General features: G+C 47.9%; 18 protein-coding genes. All 18 read left to right on the top strand.

Annotated features, from left to right (window positions below):
- Positions 1 to 21 precede the first annotated feature (21 nt).
- Positions 22 to 1,413: an undecaprenyl-phosphate glucose phosphotransferase gene (locus Ga0451573_RS15505; RefSeq protein ID WP_231685054.1), complete on the top strand. Its 1,392-nt coding sequence runs from the start codon at positions 22 to 24 to the stop codon at positions 1,411 to 1,413.
- A complete protein-coding gene (locus Ga0451573_RS15510; RefSeq protein WP_231685055.1) occupies positions 1,403 to 2,272 on the top strand; it encodes a decaprenyl-phosphate phosphoribosyltransferase in 870 nt (289 codons plus the stop codon). The genes Ga0451573_RS15505 and Ga0451573_RS15510 overlap by 11 nt, the downstream gene beginning before the upstream one ends.
- A 51-nt stretch (positions 2,273 to 2,323) precedes the next feature.
- Positions 2,324 to 3,406 (top strand): DUF362 domain-containing protein, encoded by a 1,083-nt coding sequence (locus Ga0451573_RS15515; RefSeq protein WP_231685056.1) that lies wholly within the window; start codon positions 2,324 to 2,326, stop codon positions 3,404 to 3,406.
- Positions 3,407 to 3,446: 40 nt separating this feature from the next.
- Positions 3,447 to 4,448 carry a UDP-glucose 4-epimerase GalE gene (gene galE / locus Ga0451573_RS15520; protein WP_231685057.1) on the top strand — a complete coding sequence of 334 codons (1,002 nt, stop codon included), beginning with the start codon at positions 3,447 to 3,449 and terminating at the stop codon, positions 4,446 to 4,448.
- Between the two features lie 127 nt (positions 4,449 to 4,575).
- Complete coding sequence (locus Ga0451573_RS15525) at positions 4,576 to 5,847, top strand: hypothetical protein (RefSeq protein WP_231685058.1); 1,272 nt, start codon at positions 4,576 to 4,578, stop codon at positions 5,845 to 5,847.
- Positions 5,848 to 5,994: 147 nt separating this feature from the next.
- A complete protein-coding gene (locus Ga0451573_RS15530) occupies positions 5,995 to 7,152 on the top strand; it encodes an efflux RND transporter periplasmic adaptor subunit (protein ID WP_231685059.1) in 1,158 nt (385 codons plus the stop codon).
- Between the two features lie 12 nt (positions 7,153 to 7,164).
- Positions 7,165 to 8,304: a TolC family protein gene (locus tag Ga0451573_RS15535; protein ID WP_231685060.1), complete on the top strand. Its 1,140-nt coding sequence runs from the start codon at positions 7,165 to 7,167 to the stop codon at positions 8,302 to 8,304.
- Between the two features lie 53 nt (positions 8,305 to 8,357).
- Entirely contained in the window at positions 8,358 to 8,954 is a 597-nt protein-coding gene (locus Ga0451573_RS15540) for a TetR/AcrR family transcriptional regulator (RefSeq protein WP_231685061.1), read from the top strand.
- A gap of 316 nt (positions 8,955 to 9,270) precedes the next feature.
- Positions 9,271 to 10,371, top strand: a complete 1,101-nt coding sequence (locus tag Ga0451573_RS15545; RefSeq protein WP_231685062.1) for a mannose-1-phosphate guanylyltransferase — start codon at positions 9,271 to 9,273, stop codon at positions 10,369 to 10,371.
- A gap of 11 nt (positions 10,372 to 10,382) precedes the next feature.
- Positions 10,383 to 13,829, top strand: coding sequence for a S8 family serine peptidase (locus tag Ga0451573_RS15550; RefSeq protein WP_231685063.1), 3,447 nt, complete (start codon positions 10,383 to 10,385; stop codon positions 13,827 to 13,829).
- A gap of 127 nt (positions 13,830 to 13,956) precedes the next feature.
- The gene (locus Ga0451573_RS15555) at positions 13,957 to 15,267 is read left to right on the top strand and encodes an LCP family protein (protein WP_231685064.1); all 1,311 of its coding nucleotides are present in this window, start codon (positions 13,957 to 13,959) and stop codon (positions 15,265 to 15,267) included.
- A complete protein-coding gene (locus Ga0451573_RS15560) occupies positions 15,221 to 16,012 on the top strand; it encodes a WecB/TagA/CpsF family glycosyltransferase (protein WP_231685066.1) in 792 nt (263 codons plus the stop codon). The genes Ga0451573_RS15555 and Ga0451573_RS15560 overlap by 47 nt, the downstream gene beginning before the upstream one ends.
- 539 nt (positions 16,013 to 16,551) lie before the next feature.
- Positions 16,552 to 17,799, top strand: a complete 1,248-nt coding sequence (locus Ga0451573_RS15565) for an S-layer homology domain-containing protein (RefSeq protein WP_231685067.1) — start codon at positions 16,552 to 16,554, stop codon at positions 17,797 to 17,799.
- Positions 17,800 to 18,184: 385 nt separating this feature from the next.
- Positions 18,185 to 19,717: a hypothetical protein gene (locus tag Ga0451573_RS15570; RefSeq protein WP_231685068.1), complete on the top strand. Its 1,533-nt coding sequence runs from the start codon at positions 18,185 to 18,187 to the stop codon at positions 19,715 to 19,717.
- Position 19,718: 1 nt separating this feature from the next.
- Positions 19,719 to 19,910: a hypothetical protein gene (locus Ga0451573_RS15575; protein WP_231685069.1), complete on the top strand. Its 192-nt coding sequence runs from the start codon at positions 19,719 to 19,721 to the stop codon at positions 19,908 to 19,910.
- Positions 19,911 to 20,081: 171 nt separating this feature from the next.
- Positions 20,082 to 21,005 carry an NAD-dependent epimerase/dehydratase family protein gene (locus Ga0451573_RS15580; protein ID WP_331459433.1) on the top strand — a complete coding sequence of 308 codons (924 nt, stop codon included), beginning with the start codon at positions 20,082 to 20,084 and terminating at the stop codon, positions 21,003 to 21,005.
- Between the two features lie 4 nt (positions 21,006 to 21,009).
- On the top strand, positions 21,010 to 22,152 hold the full coding sequence (locus Ga0451573_RS15585) for a glycosyltransferase (protein WP_231685072.1): 1,143 nt from the start codon (positions 21,010 to 21,012) through the stop codon (positions 22,150 to 22,152).
- A complete protein-coding gene (gene murJ / locus Ga0451573_RS15590) occupies positions 22,149 to 23,717 on the top strand; it encodes a murein biosynthesis integral membrane protein MurJ (protein ID WP_231685073.1) in 1,569 nt (522 codons plus the stop codon). Before Ga0451573_RS15585 ends, murJ begins: the two co-directional genes overlap by 4 nt.
- Positions 23,718 to 23,789 lie beyond the last annotated feature (72 nt).

The raw sequence follows: 23,789 nt of genomic DNA on the forward strand, positions 1-23,789 counted from the left end.
TTGTTTTTGGGGGAGATAGCTTTGCTTAAAAAGTACCAGCGGTTTTTCAACCTGATAATATTTGCCCTTGACGGGCTTGTGCTGACAACATCATATTTTGCCGCTTATGTCTTTAAGTGGGGATTCTATCCGATCAGCCAGATGGACTACCTGTACCTTAAAGCTCCCTTATGGATGATTCCCCTGGTGCTCACGGTATACTTCTTTATGGAAGTATATTCACCCATGCGGAGCCGGATGCTCCGTAAGGAAATGCTGCTGGTCATGCGGTCTCATGCAGTAGGGATGATACTTATTTATGGCCTGCTTTACCTGACCAAAATGTACATTTACTCCCGGGTAGTGCTGTTTACCTTTGGGGTTGTTTCACTGGCGCTGATACTCATGGACCGTTTCATCATGCGCCGGGTGCTGCGTTACCTGCGTTCCATCGGCTATAACCAGAAACATTTGCTGATTGTGGGAGCTGGGACGGTAGGGCTGGAATTTGCCCAAAAGGCCATGGCCCACAAAGAATTTGGCTACAATGTAGTGGGGTTTTTGGATGACGATAGGGATAAGAAGGGCAGTGAGGTCCTCAGCCGTAAGGTTTTGGGGGACTGCGCCATACTGCCGGAACTGCTTGCTTCCAAGAGCGTGGATGAGGTTATTATTGCTTTGCCCCTGAGCGCTTATCAAAAATACCACGGTATTGTGAATGTGTGTGAAAAAGCCGGAGTAAGGGTGCGCATTATCCCGGACTACTTCGACTATCTCCCGGGGCGGCCCAAGGTGGAGGAATTTGATGAAATCCCCCTGCTCAATATCCGCCACGTCCCCCTGGATGATCCCTTTAACAGGTTTATTAAAAGACTGTTTGATGTTGTGGTATCTCTGACGGCAATAATAATTACCCTGCCGCTGATGGTAATCATAACAGCCGGAGTTGCCCTGACCTCCCGCGGGCCCATCCTCTTTAAGCAGGAGCGGGTGGGGCTGAACAACAGGCCCTTCAATATGTATAAATTTCGCTCCATGCGTGTTGCTGAGGATTCATCCTCAGATACCGGATGGACGACTGCAGATGACCCGCGCAGGACTTGGTTCGGGGCCTTCATCCGGAAAACCAGCCTTGATGAGCTGCCGCAGTTTTTCAATGTCCTGCTGGGGGACATGAGTGTTGTCGGGCCAAGGCCGGAGCGTCCCTTTTTCGTGGAGCAGTTCAGGGACGAAGTTCCTAAATACATGGTTAAACACCAGGTGAAGCCGGGTATCACCGGATGGGCTCAGGTCAACGGCTGGCGGGGGGATACCTCGATAGAAAAACGCATTGAGTGTGATGTCTATTACATTGAAAACTGGGATTTATTGTTCGATATCAAGATAATGCTGTTAACTGTTGTAAAGGGATTGGTTAACAGAAATGCATATTAGCGCCCTGCAAACGACCATGACAATTAAAACCATGCGTCCGGTTCAGTGGACCAAGAACCTGATTATTTTTGCCGGGGTAATTTTCTCTGAAAAGCTGTTTGTCAGCGGCTATTTTCTTAAAGCCTTGTCTGTCTTTATTGTTTTTTGTCTGTTGTCCGGCTCTGTATATATAATTAACGACCTGGCAGATATGGAAGGAGACAGGGTCCACCCGGAAAAGAAAAACCGCCCTCTGGCAGCAGGTATGCTGAGTACCGGTTTTGGGGCGGTTTCTGCTTGTATAATTGCTGTGACGGCTATTTCGGGAGCTTTTCTGATTAACACCGGGCTGGGCTTTCTGGCAGTAAACTACTTTGCTCTTACTCTGGGGTACAGCCTTTTTCTGAAGAATATTGCCATAATTGATGTGCTTATAATTGCTGCAGGTTTTATCATCAGGGCTGCTGCCGGAGCAGTGGCCATTAGTGTCAGCATTTCCCCATGGCTGCTGGTATGTACCTTTCTCCTGGCGCTGTTCCTGGCATTGGCCAAGCGCAGGCATGAATTGCTTTATGACAATGTTTCCCGGCTGTGCCGGCAGAGCCTTTGCCAATACAGGCCCGGGACGCTTGACGTATTGATCCATGCTGCCGCTTTGGCCACCATTTTGGGCTATTCACTGTATACGGTCAGCCAGAATCACTCAGAATACCTTGTGGGAACCGTACCTCTGGTGGCCTTCGGTATATTCAGATACCGGTACCTGACATACCACGGGCATCTGGGGGGCAGCCCGGAAACCGCGCTGCTGGGGGACAGGCCCCTGTATCTAACGGTGTTATGCTGGGTTCTCAGTTTGCTGATAATTATTTATACATAGAGAAACATTTATACATAGAGAATCATTTTTATACATAAAGGCGGGAGACCGATGAGCAGGGTTTTTGTATTAAAAACCAATCCGGAAACAGTGCTTGACGACTATGTCAGGTTGTTAAAAATGGCTGCGGTCAGCCAAACTCTTGACCCCGGGAGAACAACAATTCTCAAAGATAACATTTCCTGGCATTTTCCCTACCTCAGCGCTAACACTACGCCGTGGCAGCTGGAAGGGGTTATTAAGGGACTTCGGGAACAGGGTTTTTCTCAGCTTACCTGTGTGCGTAACAAAACAGTGGTTACTAACCCCTTTAAGGGGGAAAAATTGAACAAGTATCAGCCTTTGCTGCAGAAGTACGGCATCCCTGTCCGGTATAATTTCAGAACTGCGGATATGAATTGGGTGAGGTATGAACCAAGGGGCGAAATGCTCGCTCTGGACAGGATATTTCCGGAAGGCATATATATTCCTGATTATTTCATAGGTAAAAATATAGTGCATCTGCCCACAGTCAAATGCCATGCCTATACCACCACAACCGGGGCTATGAAAAATGCCTTTGGAGGGTTGCTGAATACTAAAAGGCATTATGCCCACAGTGATATCCATAAAGCCCTGGTTGACCTCCTGATGATCCAGCAGGAGATTCACTCCGGAATATTTGCAGTGATAGATGGCACTGTCTGCGGCAGCGGTTCCGGGCCGCGCACTATGAACCCGATTGAGAAGGATTATATCCTGGCCGGCGCTGACCAGGTAGCCATAGATGCCATCACAGCCAAAATGATGGGGTTTGACCCAATGAAGATACCATATATCCGGATTGCCCATGAACGCGGCCTTGGAATTGGCAGCCCTAAGGAAATTGAAGTAATCGGGGCAGATATCGAAGGGGTAAAGTTCGGATTCAGCGCCGATGCCAATCCGGCATCAGGGGTAGGCAGGCTGCTCTGGTTTGGGCCTCTGCGCCGGCTGCAGCATTTGTTTTTCCATACACCCCTGGTGTATTTGTTCATTTTGGGGTCGTTTTTATATCATGATTACTTCTGGTGGCCTGTGAAGGGCAGAAAAAGGATGGCGCATTTGCGGGCACAGGGCCGCTGGGGGAAGCTGTTTGAAGATTACTCTGAGTAAGGGAGCATTCAACTTATTCTTGTCAAAGGAGGTTTTTACCTTGCGCGTACTCGTCACCGGCGGCGCCGGATATATAGGCAGCCATACAGTGAGGGAATTGATGCGGAATAAACATGAGGTTGTCATTCTGGACAACCTGTGCAAGGGGCATGTTGGCGCGGTGCCTGCAGGCATTTCCCTGGAACAGGGGGACATTGCTGACCGGGCGCTGGTGGATGATATCCTGCGGCGTTATGGTATCGAAGCGGTCATACATTTTGCCGCCTTCAGCCTGGTGGGGGAGTCTATGGCTGACCCGGCGCCGTATTTCAGGAATAACACAGCAGGCAGCCTGGCCTTATTTGAGGCCATGGTGCAGCATAAAATCAACAAGGTGATTTTTTCATCAACCGCTGCCGTCTACGGCGAACCTGAACACTGGCCGATTACGGAAAACGACGCTAAGACGCCGACTAATAATTACGGCCTGTCCAAGCTGATGATAGAAGAGATTCTCAAGAGCTTTGACCGGGCCTATGGATTAAATTATATCAGCCTGCGCTATTTTAATGCCGCCGGGGCGCACCTTTCGGGAGAAATAGGTGAAGACCATGACCCTGAGACCCACCTGATTCCCCTGGTGCTGCAGGCTGCCCTGGGTCAGCGGGACAGCATTAAGATCTTCGGGACTGATTATCCCACGCCTGACGGGACGTGTGTCAGGGACTACATCCATGTAACAGACCTGGCCAATGCCCATGTCCTGGCCCTGGAGTACCTGGCCCGGGAAAACGCCGCCAATATCTTTAACCTGGGCAATGGAGAAGGCTTTTCCGTCAGGCAGGTAATCGATGCAGCGCTCAGGGTGACCGGACGGGAGATAACTGTTGTGGAAGATGAGCGGCGGGCAGGCGATCCTGCCGTGCTGGTTGCCGGGTCTGACAGGATAAAAAAGGAGTTGGGGTGGAAACCGCAGTTTACGGGTATTGATACCATTGTGGATACAGCCTGGAAATGGCACCTGAATCACCCGGCGGGGTTTGGGGACAGGAAGTGGAAATGAGCAAAAAGCGGCTGTAAGGCAAATTATTCTGTATTGTAATTGACCAGACTTTTTGCTATCTTTATATGTGGAACTCCTTTATACTTATCTCATTATCTGATATAAATTAAACTTCGGAGGTATGATTATGCGCAGGTATCTATGTATAAGTCTAATCATTTTTTTACTGCTGCCCTCCTGGTCATGGGCTGCCCAGAATAATCAGGAAGTCAGCCTGATTGACCCGCAGGTATTAAATGATGTTAAGGGGCTTCAACTGGCGGGGAAGCAGACTGTTATTACCAATAACGGTAAAAGTGTTAAGCTTACCGGGCTGTACCGCTTTCAGAACACCGGGGAAGATGTCGTGGTGTTGTTGGGACTGCCTGAGTCATTAAAAAAGCTTTCTACCGGGTTTGACACTGAGTTAAAACCGGAAAATGTGAAATTTGTTGCCGGAGGAAGTCTCCAGAAGGCGAAAACCGCGGAAAAGTCAAAAACCATTTCCGGAAAAGAGCTGAAAGGGGCCTGGATGACCTGGGAAGTTCCGGCCAAGGCCAAAACTGTCGTCGAAATCAGACTGATTTATTCAATTGATAAGATACCTTTTGGCAGCAGTGTTCAGATTCAGTATCTTCCTGCAGCAGAGCCCAGCCCGTCGCCAAACCTGAAGAGTGTCCGGACAGTTATGGATTTGGGACCGTTCTCGCCTGCTGAGGTAACAGAATTACAGCCAGAAGGGTACAAACTGAATCCGGCTTCAGTTGTCTGGGATTCTTCTGTTAATAGTCCTGACTCTGGAACGACCGAAGGGGAAGAGAGCTATATAATCAGACTGGACAATTCCCTGAGGACAGCTTACGCTAAATATTTTAAGGGCGAAGACAAAAAAGCCCTGGATGAAGCGGTAAGTCTATTAGCAGCCAGAAACTTCAAAGAAGCTGCTGCCAAGCTGAAACCCTTGTCCGGGAAGCAGGGCTTTAATGCCGAACAGAGGGAATACCTGAGTTTTGCTACTGCCGCCGTTGATTTGGGGCAAAAGGATTATCCGGCAGTTATTGATGACCTGAAGGCTGTAGACCCTGACAAGCTGCAATTATCTGAAGACCAGACCGTATTTAAGGGTTTGTATTTTTATTATTTGACCCAAGCCTACAAAGACAGCGGCAAATTTGATGAACTTCAGGATTTGGCCGATAGAGGGCGAAAGGCCGGTCTGAGTTCGTTAATGCAAGAGTGGCTTGGCGTTACCTCAAAACGGATGCAAAATGTGGAAAACATCATGGAAGGGAAATCTCCTGACACGCCTGTCTATGGTTCCGATAATATTGACGGAATAACAGTCTGGGTTATCTTTTTAGTTGTGCTTCTGGCTGCCGGTGCAGGCGGGGCGTGGTATTCCCGAAAAAAGAAGAAGTAGCTGTTACTTACCGGGCAGGGACAACCTGTCCGGTTTTTGCGTTTTGGCCACACGTTTTCGCCGGCTCCTTATTGACAAATATAGGGCACAGAGGTATACTGATTTTAGACTGACCCGTCGGTCGGAAAATTAATGGAGGGGAATATTATGGTCTATAACAGGGTGGTCAGACTTCCGGTCTTACTGCTGATGGCCTTCGCTTTAATTTTAGCTGTCGGATGCGGGAGCAAAGACAATAAGGCCGCAGGTGAGGACAAAGCTGTACCGGTTACGGCAATGGAGGCCACGAAGGACAATATTTCGGCAAAGACGGTGATAACCGGAAAGGTTGCCCCGTCCTCTGAAGTAATAATCGTTCCCAAGATTGGCGGAAGGGTTGCCCAGGTATCGGTGGATATCGGTTCCAAAGTGAAAAAGGGTGACCTGCTGCTGAAAACCGATACTACTGACCTCGAGATACAGCTTACTGCCGCGATAAATGGTCTTACTAATGCAAAGCTGACCCATGACCAAGCCGTACTTAGCCATAACAATGCTAAAGCAAATTATGAACGTATGAAGTCCCTGTTTCAGGAAGGGGCTGTATCCCAGCAGCAGCTGGAACAGGCCGAACTGCAGTATAACCTCGCAAAGGATGCTATGAGCCAGCCGGTAGCGGAAACTGCCATGAATCAGGTTGACGGCATCAGACAGCAGATTGCAGATGCCGCGATAACTTCACCCATAGATGGTGAAGTTGCCACCAGGCAGATTGACCCCGGTGAGATGGCCGGATCGTCTGCACCGGTAATGAGTGTAGTCAATATTGACACGGTATTTGTTGAAGGGACGATAGCAGAAAGCGATATTGCCCTGGTTAAAGAGGGGCAAGAGGTGATTGTCAGGGTAGATGCGACCGGAGGCAGTTTCACGGGAAAGGTAAAGCTGCTGAGCCCTGTGGCCAATCCCCAGACAAAGGGATATTCTGTTAAGATTGAGATAGATAATACAGACCGCAAGCTTAAACCGGGGATGTTTGCTGAAATTGAACTGATAACCAAAAGCAGGGAAGGTGTTGTGGTAATTCCCAAAGAAGCCCTTGTAACCAGGGATTCCGGGAAGGTAATCTATGTGGTAAAGGGCGGCGCCGTGGAACAGCGCCAGGTGGAGACCGGGATTGAGACAGATAAAATGACAGAGATTGTGAATGGGCTGTCAGAGGGTGAAAAATTCGTCACAGAAGGCCAACACTCACTTGCAGACAAGACTAAGGTGACCGTCACAAATGCAAATGATACCGACAGCAGTAAAAATAATGATAATTAAGGGGGAGAGCCAATGTTAAGGCAGATATTGACGAAAAAACTATTTTTAGGGTTCCTGGTTTCTGTCCTCATGCTATCGGCTTTCGGAATCAACTATGCAGTTGGTGTCGATGGACCGGAGGTTAAGACCATCAGCCTGGAGGAAGCTACCGAATTGGCCATGCAGAACAATCCGGATATGGAGATAGAGAGCCTGGCAGTTGAGAAAGCCCAGATTGAGCATGATGGCGCCAAGGCAACAGCAAAAACACATGAAAAGAAAGAAAAAAGGGACAGAGAGCACTATTATCTTACGTATGAAGTTGGGTTGCTAAGGTGGTTCAACCCCAAGGCAAAGGAAGTTGCCCTGGTACTGGCGGAAAAAAGGCAGGATGTAAATGAAAAGAAATTGAAGCTGGATGTGGAAAAGGCCTATTATGATGTCCTCAAGGCTGAGAAAGGCCTGGAGATAGAGCGGGCTGGCCTGAAATACTTCCAGGACCAGCTGAAAATAGCCCAAACGGCCTTTAAAGTGGGCACAAAGGCAAAACTGGATGTCACCACTGCTGAAGCTGCCGTAGCCGGTTACCAGGCCGCTGTAACCCGTGCTGAAAACACCTACCGGACCTCTGTGTTGGATTTGAACCGCATTATCGGACTGGACCTGGATACACCGCTGAAACTAACCTCAAAGTTTGCCGTGGAAAAGGCCGGGGATTCCATAAACCTGCAGGAAACTATTACCCAAGCCTTGGAAGATAATATGGGCATTCTGTCAGCCAGAAAGACCCTGGAGCTTAATCAGGTAAAGTCTGATGTGACTAAAAAGTTTTATAACCAGGGTGTAACTGTTTATGAGACCGCTGAAATTGATAAAAAGAGCGCTGAGGCGAGTGTACGCAAGGAAGAAGTTGATACAACGGCCTCTGTCCGGAAAAGTTACCTGACCCTGTTCAGCCTGGAGAAAATGATTGATTGGCAGACCAAGGAAGTGGAAAAAGCCAGGGAAAATGCGCGGGTCTTCATGCTAAAATATGAAGCCGGACTGGCTACCGCTCTGGATGCCAGAAACGCAGCCATAGATCTGGAGACGGCTGAACAAAACCTGACAAATACTATTTATGATTATAACTTAACCAAGAGCCAGTTTAAATACCAGCTATTCACACCCTAAGCAGAGAATGTCCCCGATAAAGGCAGGCAGGATTTCAGAAAGCAGGTGAAACAATGGACCGCCCGGCTGAAAAAGATAAGCGGATCAAAATTATTAGAGCAGCAGTCAAGGTGTTTTCCCGGAAGGGGTTTCATGAGGCCAGGGTTGAGGAAATAGCCCAACTGGCCGATGTTGGGAAAGGTACGGTATACGAGTATTTTTCCAGTAAAACGGAACTGTTTCAGGAGATGTTTAAAGCCGGGATTCGGTTTTACCTGGACAGCCTGATTGACGATATCAGTCCTGACCTGTCCTCTAAAGAGAAACTGTCCCGAATTGCCCTGCTTCACCTGAGGTTTGTCAGCAATTATAAGGACCTGGCGAAAGTCACCATGACGGAACATACGTACTTTAATGAGGATTTCCGCAAATGGATGTGGGAGTACCGGGCCCGAAAGCTTGAAATGCTGAAACGGATAATTGATGAAGGCATTGACAGAGGGGAATTCCGGAAAATTGATTCCCGGGCAGTTGCCCTGGTTTTTATGGGAGCGCTTGGAGCCATGTTTTCGCCGCTTATATTTTCTGAAGAGCATGAAAATGCCAAAGCTTTAATCGAACCGGCCCTGGATATCATTATGAACGGCCTTATCGCCCCTGAAGGGCAGTAAGGTGAAAGGGGTTTCATATTTCTGACGCTGATTTTAACCTAAATAGGGGTAGATGTATTCCCGGACGGCGGACAGACCCCGCGTTCCGGAAACCATCTGCCCCTATCTTCATCACAGCTTAATGGTTCCGGAGCAGGCAGCGCGCTCAATGACAGAACCTTGCAGTTCCGGTAACAATTCCCGACGCAGGAAAAATGGCATCATCTGTCGAAGAACTAATATGATTTACCAAAAATAAGAAGGCAGCTAAAGGTGAAACCTTACTTAAGGAGAAAACTGATAAAGTGAAACATAACTAAAGGAGAAGACTGATTAAGTGAAACAAAAACAGCAGGTATCACATAAAATCAGTATTGTGATTATGGCGGGGGGCAGGGGGGAACGCTTCTGGCCCCGCAGCAGGGTTGGCAGGCCCAAACAATTTGCTGACCTGACGGGAAAGGGCAGTATGCTGTACCTTACTTATAACAGGGCGCTGAAGCTGGTTCCTCCGGAACGCATTTTTGTCGTTACCGGGGCTGAGTACCGGGAGGTTACCAAAGAATGCCTTCCCGAGCTGCCACAGGAAAATATTATCATCGAACCTGAGGGAAGGAACACCGCACCCTGTATCGGACTGGCTGCAGTTACCCTGGAGCAGCGGCAGCCCGGAGCCATAATGGCAGTCCTTCCTGCTGACCATCTGATAACAGGTGAAAATGAATTTGTCGGAGCCCTGGAGGTAGCTGCCGGGCTGGCAGAAGAGACTGGTGGGCTGGTTACCGTCGGAATCAGGCCCGACAGGCCGGAGACCGGTTATGGATATTTACGGGTAGGGAAACCAAGTTCAACAGCAGATGGAAAGACTGTTTATCGGGTTGACAGTTTTGTTGAAAAACCCGATCCGGTCAGGGCGCAGTTGTATCTCCAGGATGGCGGGTATCTCTGGAATGCGGGCATTTTTGTGTGGCAGGCCTCTGCTGTCCTTGACGAATTTAGTAACCACCTTCCCGGGATATATGCAGGGCTGCAGCAAATATGCAGTTATCTCGGTACAGAGAAATACGAGGAAGTGCTGCAGAGGATTTACCCCTGTTTAGATAAGATTTCCATAGACTACGGCATTATGGAAAAGGCAGACCGGGTTTACACCGTACCAGGTGAATTTCATTGGGATGATGTGGGTACCTGGATGTCTCTGGAACGCGTTTTCGGGACTGACAATAATGGCAACATGTTCCGTGGGAAAGTGGTCTCCCTGAACACAGAAAACAGTATTATTGACTCCAGCGGGCGCATGGTTGCCCTAATTGGCGTCAAAGACTTGGTCATTGTGGAAACTGATGATGTAACTTTTGTCTGTCATAAAAATGAAACTGACCGGGTCAGGGAACTTTTAGAAGAACTTCGTCGTCTAAATATGGAGGAGTACCTGTAGGGGGAGAATTAATGTTTCTGAGACCTTTTGCCAAATCTGTTGTTACAGCAGCAGTAATTTTTAGTTTGATTTTATATAGTGTTGTTCCTGCGCTTGCAGTTTCTTTCAGCGATATTTCCGGCTACTGGGCCAGGGATTCTGTTTTGCGCCTGGCTGCCCTGGATATTGTCAACGGCTATGAGGGAAGGTTTAACCCCCAGGCTGGAGTTACCAGGGCTGAGTTTGCGGCCATGATTGTCAGGGCTCTGGGACTTGCCGGTGAGGCCGGGACTGCCCGCGGCATGTCTAGCGGGTACACTGATGTTGGTACAGGTTACTGGGCATCAGGCAGCATTTTAGTGGCCAGGGAAAAGGGTTTGATTCAGGGCTATTCTGACGGTACCTTCAAGCCTGAGGCCAAAATCCGCCGGGTGGAAATTACTGCTATCCTGGTAAGGGCTCTTGACCTGGCGGCAGGGAACGGTCTGAAGGAACCCGGGGAGGTCTTTACCGACAGTGATCAAATTCCCCAATGGGCTTATGATGCAGTGAAGATTGCCTACGGCTATGGTCTGATCAACGGATATCCTGATGGGAGTTTTGGTCCGGACCGTAATGCCACCAGGGGAGAAACCGCAGCGCTAATTGAAAAGGTACTCAGGGAGATGGGCGCGGAATTTACTTTTTATGGCAGTATCCAGTCGGTTGACAAATCCTCCCGCCTGATGACCCTTGATATTCACGGGCAGTCAGAAGCGTTTCATTTCAGGCCTGATACTGAGATCAGGATTGACGGAGTGGATGGAGATATTGCCGGACTGAAAACCGGAGATTATGTGGCGGTAATTCTGGACCGGGAAGGATATATCAGATTTATACAGGAAGAAAACGAAGAGACTTCAGTGATAATCATGACCGCAGCGGGTGAGACAGATACGCTGAGCGCTGTAATTGCTGAACAGGGAGGACGGGTGAGCTTTGTTGACGGCCGGGTTGATCTGCTGTTAGCTGATGTCAGCGCTCCGTTACTAAGGGCTCTGCGCCAGGATAGACTGGTTGAGGATATTACTGCTGACCGGAGGGTCAGAGTTGAGAACCTGGCTGTAGAAGAAGAATCAGGGCTTCCGGCAGACGGCATGGCAGTTGCTGGTGCCAACCCGGGTCAGAGTCTGAATGTTACCAAAAAAGCTATCAGCGCCCCTGAATTTGTTAATTTTACCGGCTCTGACGGGAAGAATCAGGTTATTGCCATAATTGATACAGGCATTGATGCCGGACACCCCGACCTCCAGCTTACCTCGAATAATAAAAGAAAAATTACCGATTGGAAGGATTTTACCGGAGAAGGGGATATTGATACCAGTTCTGTGGCTATCCGGGATGGCAAAAACCTGAACCTGGCTAATGCCCCCTATTTTATCGGTGATATTACTTCCCGGAGCGGGAAGATCCGGTATGGATACGTCAGGGAAGTTGACTTCATGAATGTGAATGAACAAGGTCTCGATATGAACTTTAATGGCAGCAGCAGTGACGTTTTTGCTGTTATTGCTGTCGATACCCTGAAGGCAGGTGTTTATGACAGCGTTTTTGTGGATACTGATAATGATTATGACTTAACCGACGAGAAACAGCTCCGGGTTTTTTCCCTGAAGCCGGAATTTGGCAGCTTTAACGGGGCAGGCGGGAAGGACAGGTTTAATTTTGTGATCACTGAAATTGACCCCGGGGGCGCTGCCATTAATATTGGTTTTGACGGAAGTGACCATGGTACACATGTGGCCGGAATAGCTGCCGCCAACGGCAGGATTAAGGGTGTGGCTCCCGGCGCTCAGCTAATGTCCCTTAAAGTGCTTGATGCCGGCGGCTACGGTGACCTGGGTACCATAGTTGAGGCCATGTCATATGCAGCTTCCCGAGGAGCCGGGATTATTAACCTGAGTATGGGTTTTCCCTCAACTGACGAGGATGGCGGTACTGTGCCGGTACATCTGCTGAACAGCCTGACGGAGAAATTTGGGGTTGTTTTTGTCATCGCAGCGGGGAACGAAGGTCCCGGGTTGACAACGGTTGCCACACCCGGTGACGCGGAAGCTGTCCTGAGTGTGGGAGCCTTCAGCAGCCCGGAAATGTGGCAAACAGATTATGGCTGGGACGTACCTAACGAAAACCTGTGGTTTTTCAGCGCTGCCGGACCCCGCCGGGATGGGGTTATGGCGCCGTCAATTGTGGCCCCGGGCAGCGCCGTGTCGACAGTATCACTCCGGGGCGGAGTACAGTATTCCCTGAGTGAAGGCACAAGTATGGCTGCTCCTCACGTATCAGGGGCAATTGCCTTATTAATGGAGGAAGCCCGAAAGAAAAAGCTGAACATTTCACCACACCTGGTAAAACGGGCGGTGGAATCAGGTGCCAGGGTAATTCCTAAATATACCGTTGCTGAACAGGGGTATGGGGTACTGAATTTAACCAGGGCCTGGGCTGAACTCCTGTCTCTGAAGGACACTCCCCTGATATCGGCAACAACTGCCGGTGACGGCGGGGGCACCAATGGAGGAATATTTTTCAGGGAACACCTTCCGGGGATGACCACTCTATACCTGGAAAACAAATCAGAGAGGTCTGTTGTCCTGGACCTTGAAGGGGGGTCATGGGTCAGTCCTGGCCAGGAAAGAGTTAACCTGCCTGCCGGACAGAAACGTGCTGTTGAAGTATTTATTGATGTCCCCCGGGAGAAGGGTATATACTCATCATTTATTTCGGGTGATAATCCGGATACCTATGATAAGGAGTTGGAAGTTCTTACAACAGTAATCAATCCATATCAACTAACCCGGGAAAATTCTTATGGTTTCAAAGACTCCGGGGTTCAAAACGCCGCTCAGTTTAAGAGATATTTCTTCAAGGTACCTCCAGGGGCGGAAGCGGTTACTGCTAAGCTTACCGTGGACGAGAACAGGGGCCGGTCGATGGTGTATCTTTATAATCCATCAGGGCGATTAGTCAGTGAGTCCGGTTATGCCGGCAATAACCCCGCAGGTTATGTGGCGGAGGCAGCGGCAGTGGGCGGGTTCCCTTCTGCAGGTGTATGGGAGGCGGTTGTATATACCTCGGCTGCCCTCAGCGCCTATGACCTGAAACAATCAAATTATGACCTGGAGGTATCCCTTAAAGGTCAGGATATCGGAAAATATAAACACGAAGGTCGTAACCTGATTGTTGGGGTTGCTCCAAAATTGATAACTCCCGGCAGGAAAAACTTAGTTACCGTTCAGGTAAGGGACAGAACTACCAAAATACCCTTTGAAGGATTTATAGAAATTAACGGTATGCTCTACTTTACCAGGGGGGGCAGAGCAACAATTCCGGCGGAGGCTGATGGCGCCGGTGTTGCCCTGAGGATAAGGACTGTCCCTGACGCGCCGGATATTGAGCCGTGGGAGCTTGATTTTACCCTGCCGGTCGACAATGGACCATAAGTTTATTTCTCTGTCTGCCGGAGAGCTATTTCCAGTAAGTTGGTGTTGATTGTGATAGTAAATTACGGTAAAATTATTTGAGGGACCAATTCAGTGAGTATTTCGAGTGATTTGAGGTGATTGCGGGATGATGCCAGCCAAACGCAGAAAGGCTTCTCCTTTAAAGATTCTGGCTTTATTGCTGGTTTTTGCGATTTCATTCTTTGGGGGGAAATTTATAGCAACCCTGGCTGGGGATTCAGGTCTGGGAGAGAGTGACGGCTTAGAGACCGTTACCCAGGATGAAGCGGAGTTTCCGGTTAACAGGTTAAATGTACTCCTTTTGGGAGTTGATGCCCGTCCCGGTGAAGCAGATGCCAGGACTGATTCGATGATCCTGGTCAGCATTGACCGGGATACCAAGAAAATTGCCATGGTTTCTATTCCCAGGGACACAATGGTGGAAATACCCGGGCATGGCACAGACAAAATTAATTCTGCCAATGCCTTTGGCGGAGCTGATCTGGCAACAGAGACCGTTGAAGGTCTGCTTGACATCAAGATACCCTATTATGTAAAGACAAATTTTGAAGGTTTTAAGGACATAGTTGATACCCTTGGCGGGGTAGACCTGGAAGTGGAAAAGAGGATGTACTATCCTCAGGAGGATATCGATTTAAGGCCCGGACAGCAGAGGTTGATGGGTGATGACGCCCTGGGTTATGTGAGATACCGGCATGATGCCCTGGGTGACATTACCCGGGCAGAACGCCAGCAAAAGTTTTTAGCTTCCCTGACCAGGGAAATGCTCAGGGCCAAGACTATTATTAAGCTGCCAAAGCTGGTGCCGCAGCTTATGGATGCTGTGGAAACCAACTTGGGTATCAAGGATGCCATTTTCCTGGCAAAAGCAGGGGCAAGTCTGGATTCAGACAGTATAGTCACGGCAACACTGCCCGGAACTTTCCTGAATTATAAGGGAGTCAGTTACTGGAAGGCTGATGATGAAAAGGCCAAAATCGTATTAAATGATCTGTTCCGCGGAGTGAAACTGGCTACTATTACGGGACCTGATATTACCGTGCCGCGGGAAAATAAGAAACCTGAGGAATCACCACAGCAAACGGAAGACCCGGCGAATGGAGATTCTGCAACAGGGGAACCCGGTACCGGGGAATTGGGAAATCCAGAGGAAACCGGTGACAATCCGGTACAGGGGTCTGGTAATAACGGAGCAGGTACTGGCGGCCAGCCGGGCCAGACTGACCCGAACCTGCCGCCTCAGGGGCTTCCTGAACCTGTTAACCCGGTGGGAAACAGCACAACCCAGCCGGTAGACCCGGCTGCTCCGACAATTCCTGTCAGTCCGCAGCAGGATTCTTCGGTGGATGAACAGGACCAGCCGGTTAGCAGTGAAACTACAACAAACAGCGCCACAACCCCGGTTGTTAATGGGTAATAATGAGATGCGCAGGACAGAGCAGGTTTTGGTCCTCGGAGTCGGTATTGATAACGTAAATTTGGCTGAGGCTCTGAGGAAAATTGAGGAATACGTTAAAAACGGGGAACCCGGGTTGGTAGTGACCGCTAATCCGGAGATTGTCATGCTGGCAAGAATGGATCCGGATTTTAAGGCTTGTCTTGATGATGCCCTGCTGGTGACTGCTGATGGGATAGGGATAGTTATTGCTGCCAGGCTGCTGGGCAAGCCCCTAAAACAGCGGGTTACCGGGATTGATCTAACAACTGCCTTATTTAAACAGGCCGTCGCTAAGAAGTACAGACTCTATTTTGTGGGGGCAAAGCCCGGAGTTGCGGAAAAGGCAGCGGAAAACATTAGAAATTCTTACCCTGGTATTGAGATTGTCGGGACGCAGCATGGCTATTTTACTGATGATAACGAAATCATTAAGGATATTAAAAACAAGAAGCCGGATATTCTGCTGGCAGCCCTTGGCATGGGCAAACAGGAGAAGTGGATTGCTGAAAGGGTGGAGCCTGCCGGGATCCCGGTAAGCATAGGGGTTGGCGGTAGTTTTGACGTTTTTGCCGGGGCAGCTAAAAGGGCACCCCAGTGGGTGCAGGATGCCGGTGTTGAGTGGCTGTACCGGCTGGTCAGGCAGCCATCCCGCTTCCGGAGGATGCTCCAGCTCCCCAGATTCCTGGTTGCTGTGCTGTTATCAAGGTTTTTTCCCGGTAAATAATCGAGTTTCTTTTCTGGTAATAGCTGGGGATTATTTTCTGGTAAGTAGTTGAAGATTCGCAGAAACCACCATGGTATTGCAGCAGGGTTTCATAATGTTTTTCCTTTGCAGTGCCGCCGTTATGAGTCTTGCTGCAAGGCGGCCGGACGATTATGCATGCAGTCCCCGAGTATAATTGAGGAAGGGGTAGATGTGTTCCGGAGGGATGTGTCTGACGTCAGCCGGCCCACGAGCTGTGCGAGTGGCTAGCCGGCTGAGTTGTAGCCATCCCGGAGGAATATATCTACCCCTTCCTTACTGTGCATTTCGGGGGATGCATCATTCTAACGGCCTTGCAGCTTAGACGCATAGGCGGCAGCACAAAGGAAATCTTGTATAACACCCCGCTGCAATATAATGGCCATTTCTGTGTCTCCGGCCACTAATTACCAGAAAAGAAACAACCTCCAAAAGCAGGACATTTCTAGGGTGCGTAGAATTTAATACCCTTAGAATTTAATAATAGTAATCGAAGTAATTAATATTTGGAGGAAGTACATATGAAAAAAGCGGCAGCAGTTGCATTAATGGTTGCAGTACTGGTTTCTCTCTTTTATGTACCTGTAACGGCTAACAGGACAGATCACCTTACAGGGAATTTTTATGACCTCACAGATAAAAACGGTGCCAGACACTGGGCATATGAAGAAATGACTGAGCTTATCGCCATGGGGATACTCCAGGGGTATGCAGAAAAGGTTTATGACCGGAATACGGGAAGGTACATAGAGGTCCAGAAAGCTAAACCTTACCAGGACATTACCAGGGCGGAGTTTGCCAAAATACTCTATGAAGCCCTGAATCTTGAGCCGGTTGACACCAGGGCCCAGTTTAATGACCAGATTCCCTCCTGGGCGGAAAACGCAGTAAACACCCTATATGCAAATGGGATAGTGATGGGGAATCCGGACGGTACCTTCCGCGCAGGGAAACAGATTTCCAGGGCGGAAATCGCAGCCATGCTTGTCAGGGCTGTAACCGATGAGTCGGCTGTCAATGAGAGTGAAGCTGAAGCTGATATTGAAGAGCCGGCAGTCGATGACAGTGAAGAGCCGGCAGCAAATGACAGTGAAGAGCAGAGTGCAGAAGATAGTGAGCAGCCAGCCAATGTAGATGACAGCGCGACTGATGACAGCGCAGCTGTGGATGACAGCGCTGCTGTAGAAGATGCCGCCCCTGCAGAAGAAGAAAGTATTTTCCCTGATGTAACGACCGGGTACTGGGCTTATCCGAGCATCCAAAAGGCTTCGGAGATGGGTTTGATTACAGGTTTTCCCGATGGCAGGTTTGCCCCCGGGCAGGGCGCCAAACGTGCTGAGGTTATGGCAATGCTGTACAGGCATCTTATGAATGATAAGTCCGCCGTACCGGATAATAAGACGCTTCTTTCACAGGCCGATGAGGTAAGCAGTGGTATCGAGTCATTGGTGAATGACGGTAGTTCTGCAGGTGTGGAAAGTTTGCTGCCATATTTGACAGGGGAGATGGCTGCATACATGGCGGATCCGGAAACCCTGAAGATGATAGATGCCATGAAACAGGGAGAGTTTCTCGGCTATCATATAGCCTCACGGGGCCGGGTAGTTAATAAGAGTTCATACTGGGCTGAAGTTGTCTATGACAGTCTGGCCACATTCCAGAAGGACGATATCTCTGTAGAGGCCGATATGCCGATACATTACTACTTGATGAAGACAGGGGATAAATGGCAGGTATATAAGGAGTCCTATGAGTCTGAAGGCAATTAGGCTATAATTATTAGTATGGTATTTTCGGAAACTAACCGCCTCTAAACCCGAACCGGGTTTGGGGCGGTTGTTTTTATGTTTATGAGGCGTATTATGCCAGATTATTCCTGCAATATTTCCTTAGGTAACAAACTATTTATTATAAAGACTTGAGTTCTAGAGGAATAAGCTTAATTAATGTCGAATAATGACCTGGAATTGAAAATTTTTGGTACTTTTTTGGTACTAATGTAGAAACAAAACCGTATATTACAAAGAGATGTTTCTGACTTGTTTCCCTGACTCTTCTACCCAATGTTGGAAATATATGTTTACAATGTCGCTGCGTTGAGTTATACTAAAATAGTGATGTAATTTTCTGAAAAGTCAGTGGGAGAGATTCAAGTTGGTTGATCAAAGAATACTTAATTCTGATATTTTAGTGATTTCCGACCAAAAGGATGAACAACAGTTTCTGGATTATATAGATGGTGGCATTGATAACAGAGGGAAACAGAAACTAATAGAATTGTTTAGACTGATGCCGAAGCCAATAACAGTTGTCGTTGAAAATTATTATGTTGACAAGGTGTTTCGGGATTCTTATTATAATTATTTTTCCAGTAAACATTTTGATACGTTTAGAAACTGTAAGAGGATTTCTTTTTTTGAGGGAGACAACATAGATTTCGAAGATTTTATTTTAGTCGAAGGCCATTCTAAGTTGCAGCAAAACTTTATTGGATATACAGTAATTAAACCAATATCACCGGGTAGTATTGGTAGAACTATGGTTGATCCCAAAAGACTAGCAATACCTAAATGCTTTGTAAGAACAACGACTTTTTCGGCAGTTATTTTAGGGGCGAAATTATATTTGGATTCTTTTCCTTTTTCATCTCAAGATACTGAGACAATGACCTGTGCTGAAACAACAGTTTGGAGTATCCTGGAGTATTTTGGTACAAGATATCCAGATTACAAAATAATTTACCCTAGTAACATAATAGAAGTATTAGGTAAACAGTCTTATGAACGAATCTTGCCATCCAAAGGCTTAAGTTACTCCCAAATCTCAGCCTTAATAAAGGACTTTGGTTTTTCGCCGAGGATATACGTTGATAATGCTTTTCCAGTAAACGATTTCAAAAGAATATTTCATTATTACATTGAGTCGGGTTTACCTATTGCGGTAGTAATAAAAGGTTTTGAAAATGGCAGAGAGATTCGTCATGCAGTTGTTTGTATAGGACATTCGAATCAAACAAAAAACGTCTCAAGTATTAAAATAAATGATTTAGATATAATAAATTCGGCTGATTTATATGACGATTACGTAATAATGGATGACAATCAGATTCCATTTAAAGTCCAAAACTACTCCAATTTATCTGTATTTAATAACACCAACGTTGAAGGTATTATAGTTCCCTTATACAAAAGGATTTTTTTAGAGGCAGGGGATGCTTCTACTATTATATATAATACATTACTTAACTCTGGATACGGTATAAAGAAATCTTTGCAATCCTACGATAATGGAGGTGAAAACTATTCCGAGAATAATCCGTTAGTTGTTAGGATATTTCTTACTTCTTCCAGATCCTATAAAAATTTCCGGGCGATTAATTGTAGTGAACAGGAATTGGCAAAGGTTTATTCGCACTTACCGCTACCTAAATTTATTTGGGTTGCTGAAATTTCCTTAAATAGCCTATTTAAGCAGGGGCAGATTTTTGGAGAAATTATCATTGATGCAACTGCTTCCAGATATTCACATGCTAATAGTCTGGTAGCGATTCACTATCCGGGATATCTTGGATATAGATTGCCTGACGAGCCGCTAAATAAAATTTTTGATATGATGGCATTCTACTCTAAGGAGTTTTCAAATACTTATCCCATGTATAATATGAATTTGATAATAGGAGGTCAATAATATGATCAAAAAGACGCCTAAGTTTAAAGATATAAAATTTGAAAAAAGTGAAACTTATAGCTTTACGTCCCAAGAAAGAGACAGACATGTGGAAGAAATTCTTGAAGAAACAAAAAAGGGCATTCAATTAAACGAAATGCGTGAGATTAAAAGTCGCGATTTTGCTTCTAAGGTAATTATTAATAATGTCTAGTAGACATTATTAAATAAAATTGGTGTAGCAAAGAGCAGTTAGTTGACTGCTCTTCTTTATTTGCGGTTGACAGCCGGGCCCTGACTGTTGCCACTTGTTAAACCTATTTCTAACTGATAAAATATAGTAATAGGGGAGATGAGACCCTGAGAAAGGATGAAGACCTTGAAAGTGCTGGTCACAGGCGGGGCCGGTTTTATTGGTTCCCATACGGTGGATAAATTGATTAGCGATGGGGCAGATGTTGTGGTGCTTGATAATCTGTCAACCGGAGCAAAAGAAAATCTTCATCCCCGGGCTGAGCTTGTTACCATGGATATTGCCTCAGAAAAGGTCTCTGAGGTTTTTCAGCGCCACAGGCCTGAATATGTCATTCACCTGGCTGCACAGGTAAGTGTCCCCGGGTCTCTCGACAATCCGGTGAAAGATTGTCTGATAAATGCGGCCGGTTCAGTAAATATCCTGGAAAACTGCAGGACCTACGGGGTGAAGAAGGTGGTATATGCATCATCTGCAGCTGTGTACGGGAATCCGCCGGGCATTACCGTTTCCGAAACAGATCCCCTGATACCTATGTCCTTTTATGGAATTTCCAAACTGACTCCTGAATATTATCTGAGGGTATTTGGCAGGCTATATGGACTTAAATATACAGTGCTTCGTTATGCCAATGTGTTTGGACCCAGGCAGGGGGCCTCAGGTGAGGGCGGCGTTGTCTCCATATTTGCAGGCGGGCTGTTTAGTGGTGAAAAACTTTGTATTCACGGTGACGGGGAGCAGACCAGGGATTTTATTTATGTGGGTGATATTGCCCAGGCTAATGTTAAGGCCCTGAGCAGGGGAGACGGGTTAACCCTAAATGTGGGTACCGGACTGCGGGTCTCGGTTAATAAGCTGTACGACACGATGTCAGGAATAGCCGGGGTTGCTTCCGCTCCTGTCTATAGCGCTGAGCGTGAAGGCGACATCAGGCATATGTGCATGGATATTAAGAATACGGTTGCGGCCCTGGAATGGCAGCCGCAGTTTTCACTTGAAGAGGGTCTGCGAAGGACACTGGCTTTTTGGAGACCGGACAGCATGGGCAGGGGGTAGGCAGATGGGGCGGACTAAGGTACTGCATATAATCGGTGGTGGTGAGTTCGGAGGTGCGGAACAGCACCTGCTCACCCTGATGAGGCACGTAAATCCTGCAGAATTTGAGCTGCATGCCGCCTGCTTTTTTTCGGGGCCTCTGGCGCCACTGGTTGTAAATGAGGGTTTTCCGGCTCATGTTTTTCCGATGCAGAGCAAATTTGATCTGTCGCCTATCAATGAGATAGCCTCTCTAATTAGAAGGGAGGGCTTTTCTATTGTACATACCCACGGGGTCCGCGCTAATCTGATTGGGCGCCTGGCAGCCAGACGTGCCGGGGTCAGCCGGGTGGTGACAACTGTCCACAGTGTCCTGCACTTTGATTACCCAAGGCGTTTGGACAGGTTTGTGAACACGTTGTGTGAAAACCTTACCAGGCGGTTTACATCCAGGTTTATTGCGGTTAGTGAAATGCTCCGGGAACAACTGGTAAGGGAAGGTATTCCGGGGGACAGGATTACAACTGTGTATAATGGGCTGGAACTCGGCCAATACAATCCTCTGTTGTCAGGCCAAACAGTAAGGGAAGAACTGGGCTTGAGTCCGGACCAGACAGTTGCGGGTATTATTGCCAGGCTGCACCCGGTAAAAGGGCATGACAGCCTCCTGGAAGCCATGGCGAGGGTGGCCCCGGATTTTCCGGATCTGGCGCTGTTAGTTGTGGGTTCCGGGTTAGAGCGCCAGAGGCTTGAACAGGCAGCCGAAGGGCTGGGAATTAAGGATAAAGTGATATTTACCGGGTTTCGCTCAGATGTTCCTGAAGTTATTGCGGCCCTGGATTTTCTGGTATTGTCGTCTCAATCTGAAGGCTTGGGACTTATTGTCATGGAGGCTATGGCAATGCAGAAACCGGTCTTGGCAACCCGGGTCGGGGGCATTCCTGAGGTGGTCACCTCAGGGCAGGACGGGCTCTTGGTTCCTCCCGGAGACTCCGAGGCCCTGGCCCAGGGCATCAAGACCCTGGTCGGGAACAGAGAACTGGCATCACAGTTAGCTGCCGCAGCCAGGCTTACCATTGAGGCGAAATTTACGGCTGAAAAAATGGGCGCAGATACAGCAGCCCTTTACCAGAAAATGACTGAGACTGGAAGCGGGCTGAATATATGATTACAGGGAAGTCGATAGCAAAGGGAGCTTTGGTAGTGATGGCAGCAACACTGTTGAGCCGTCTGTTCGGGTTCTTCAGGGAGATGGTTATTGCTAATCACTTCGGTCTTACCTGGGAGACTGATGCTTATCTGGTAGCTTTTGCTGTTCCCAGTGGCATAGCCATGGCAATTTCTGCCGGGACCAGTGCGGGATTTATTCCGGTTTTGAACAGTTATCTGGTCCAGGATAAAAGAGATGATGCCAACAAAATTGCCAGTACTCTGATAAATGTGCTAGCTGTAATTCTGTTGTTGTTGGTTGCAGCAGCGATGGCATATGCCCCTCTGTTGGTGAAATTGCTGGCCCCCGGTTTTGAGGGTGAAAGTATCCCTCTGACGGCAGAAATGATTAGGATCATGTTTCCGGCGCTAATTTTTGTCAGCCTGATGGGTGTTGCCTCAGGGTTTCTTAATTCCCACCAGCATTTTCTTTTTCCGGCGCTGGGACCAATGATAACAAGTGTGGTAATTATAGCTTCGGCTGTTATTTTAGGCCCGGTTATGGGTATCAGGGGACTGGCCGTGGGAACCATGGCCGGGTTTGCCTGCCAGTTTCTGCTGCAGGTTCCGGTAATGTATAAGAAGGGTTTTCGTTACCGGCTGGAATTTGCTCTTGACCATCCCGGAGTAGTCAGAGTCTTTAAACTGATGCTTCCGGTTCTGGCAGCCTCAATGGCTCCTTCGTTAATATTGATGGTTGAGCGCGGTCTGGCTTCAGGACTTGATACAGGCAGTATTTCTGCTTTGAACTATGCCTTCAGGCTGATGCAGCTGCCCCTGGGATTGTTTCTGATGGCGGTTAGTGTGCCGCTTTTTCCTGCTTTGTCAGCCTTTGCAGCCCAAAACAGGCTGGACAGGCTCAGGGAAACACTGGTCAAGGGTGTGAAAGTCCTATCCCTGATTATGCTGCCAGCCTGTGCCGGCTTGATAGCGTTAAGTGTTCCAATAGTAAGGCTGCTTTTTGAACGGGGGGCCTTTGATGCCGGTGACACAGTGCCGACTGCATATGCACTGTCACTGTATGCTCTTGCTCTGCTGCCTTTTTCAGTCAGGGATATCTTCCGGAGGGGTTTTTATTCACTGCAGAATACGCTTATCCCTGTTATCATTACTGTAGTTGCATTTATCTTGAATGTGGCGTTGGATTTTCTACTGGTCAGATTCATGGGTCTTGGAGGCCTGGCCTTGGGTGCGGTCCTTACTGCCCTGGCTGAGGCAGCAGCTCTCTACATCCTCCTGTCAGGCAAGCTAGGAGAACTGCAGGGCAAAAGCCTTGCTGTCCTGCTGGTTAAACTGGCAGCAGCATCAGCTGTCATGGGTGTTTTAACGTATTTTTGCAGTGGTATTATAGGTTTAAGGGTTGACATAACTACAGGAGTGGGGAGAATGATTCAGGTAGGGAGTTCGGTAGTTTGCGGGCTTTTGGTCTATATTGCTGCATTGGTGATCCTGAAAGTACCGGAAATAAGGGAAGCTATGGATATACTCAGAGGAATGTATAAAAAGGTCAGGGGGCAGGCATGACCTGATCATTACCATTAGAGGATATTATTTTTAAATGTAGAATTAATAATATAAATCTATTTATCAATTTAA

Source organism: Phosphitispora fastidiosa (assembly GCF_019008365.1).
In the GTDB taxonomy this organism is placed as follows: domain Bacteria; phylum Bacillota; class Thermincolia; order Thermincolales; family UBA2595; genus Phosphitispora; species Phosphitispora fastidiosa.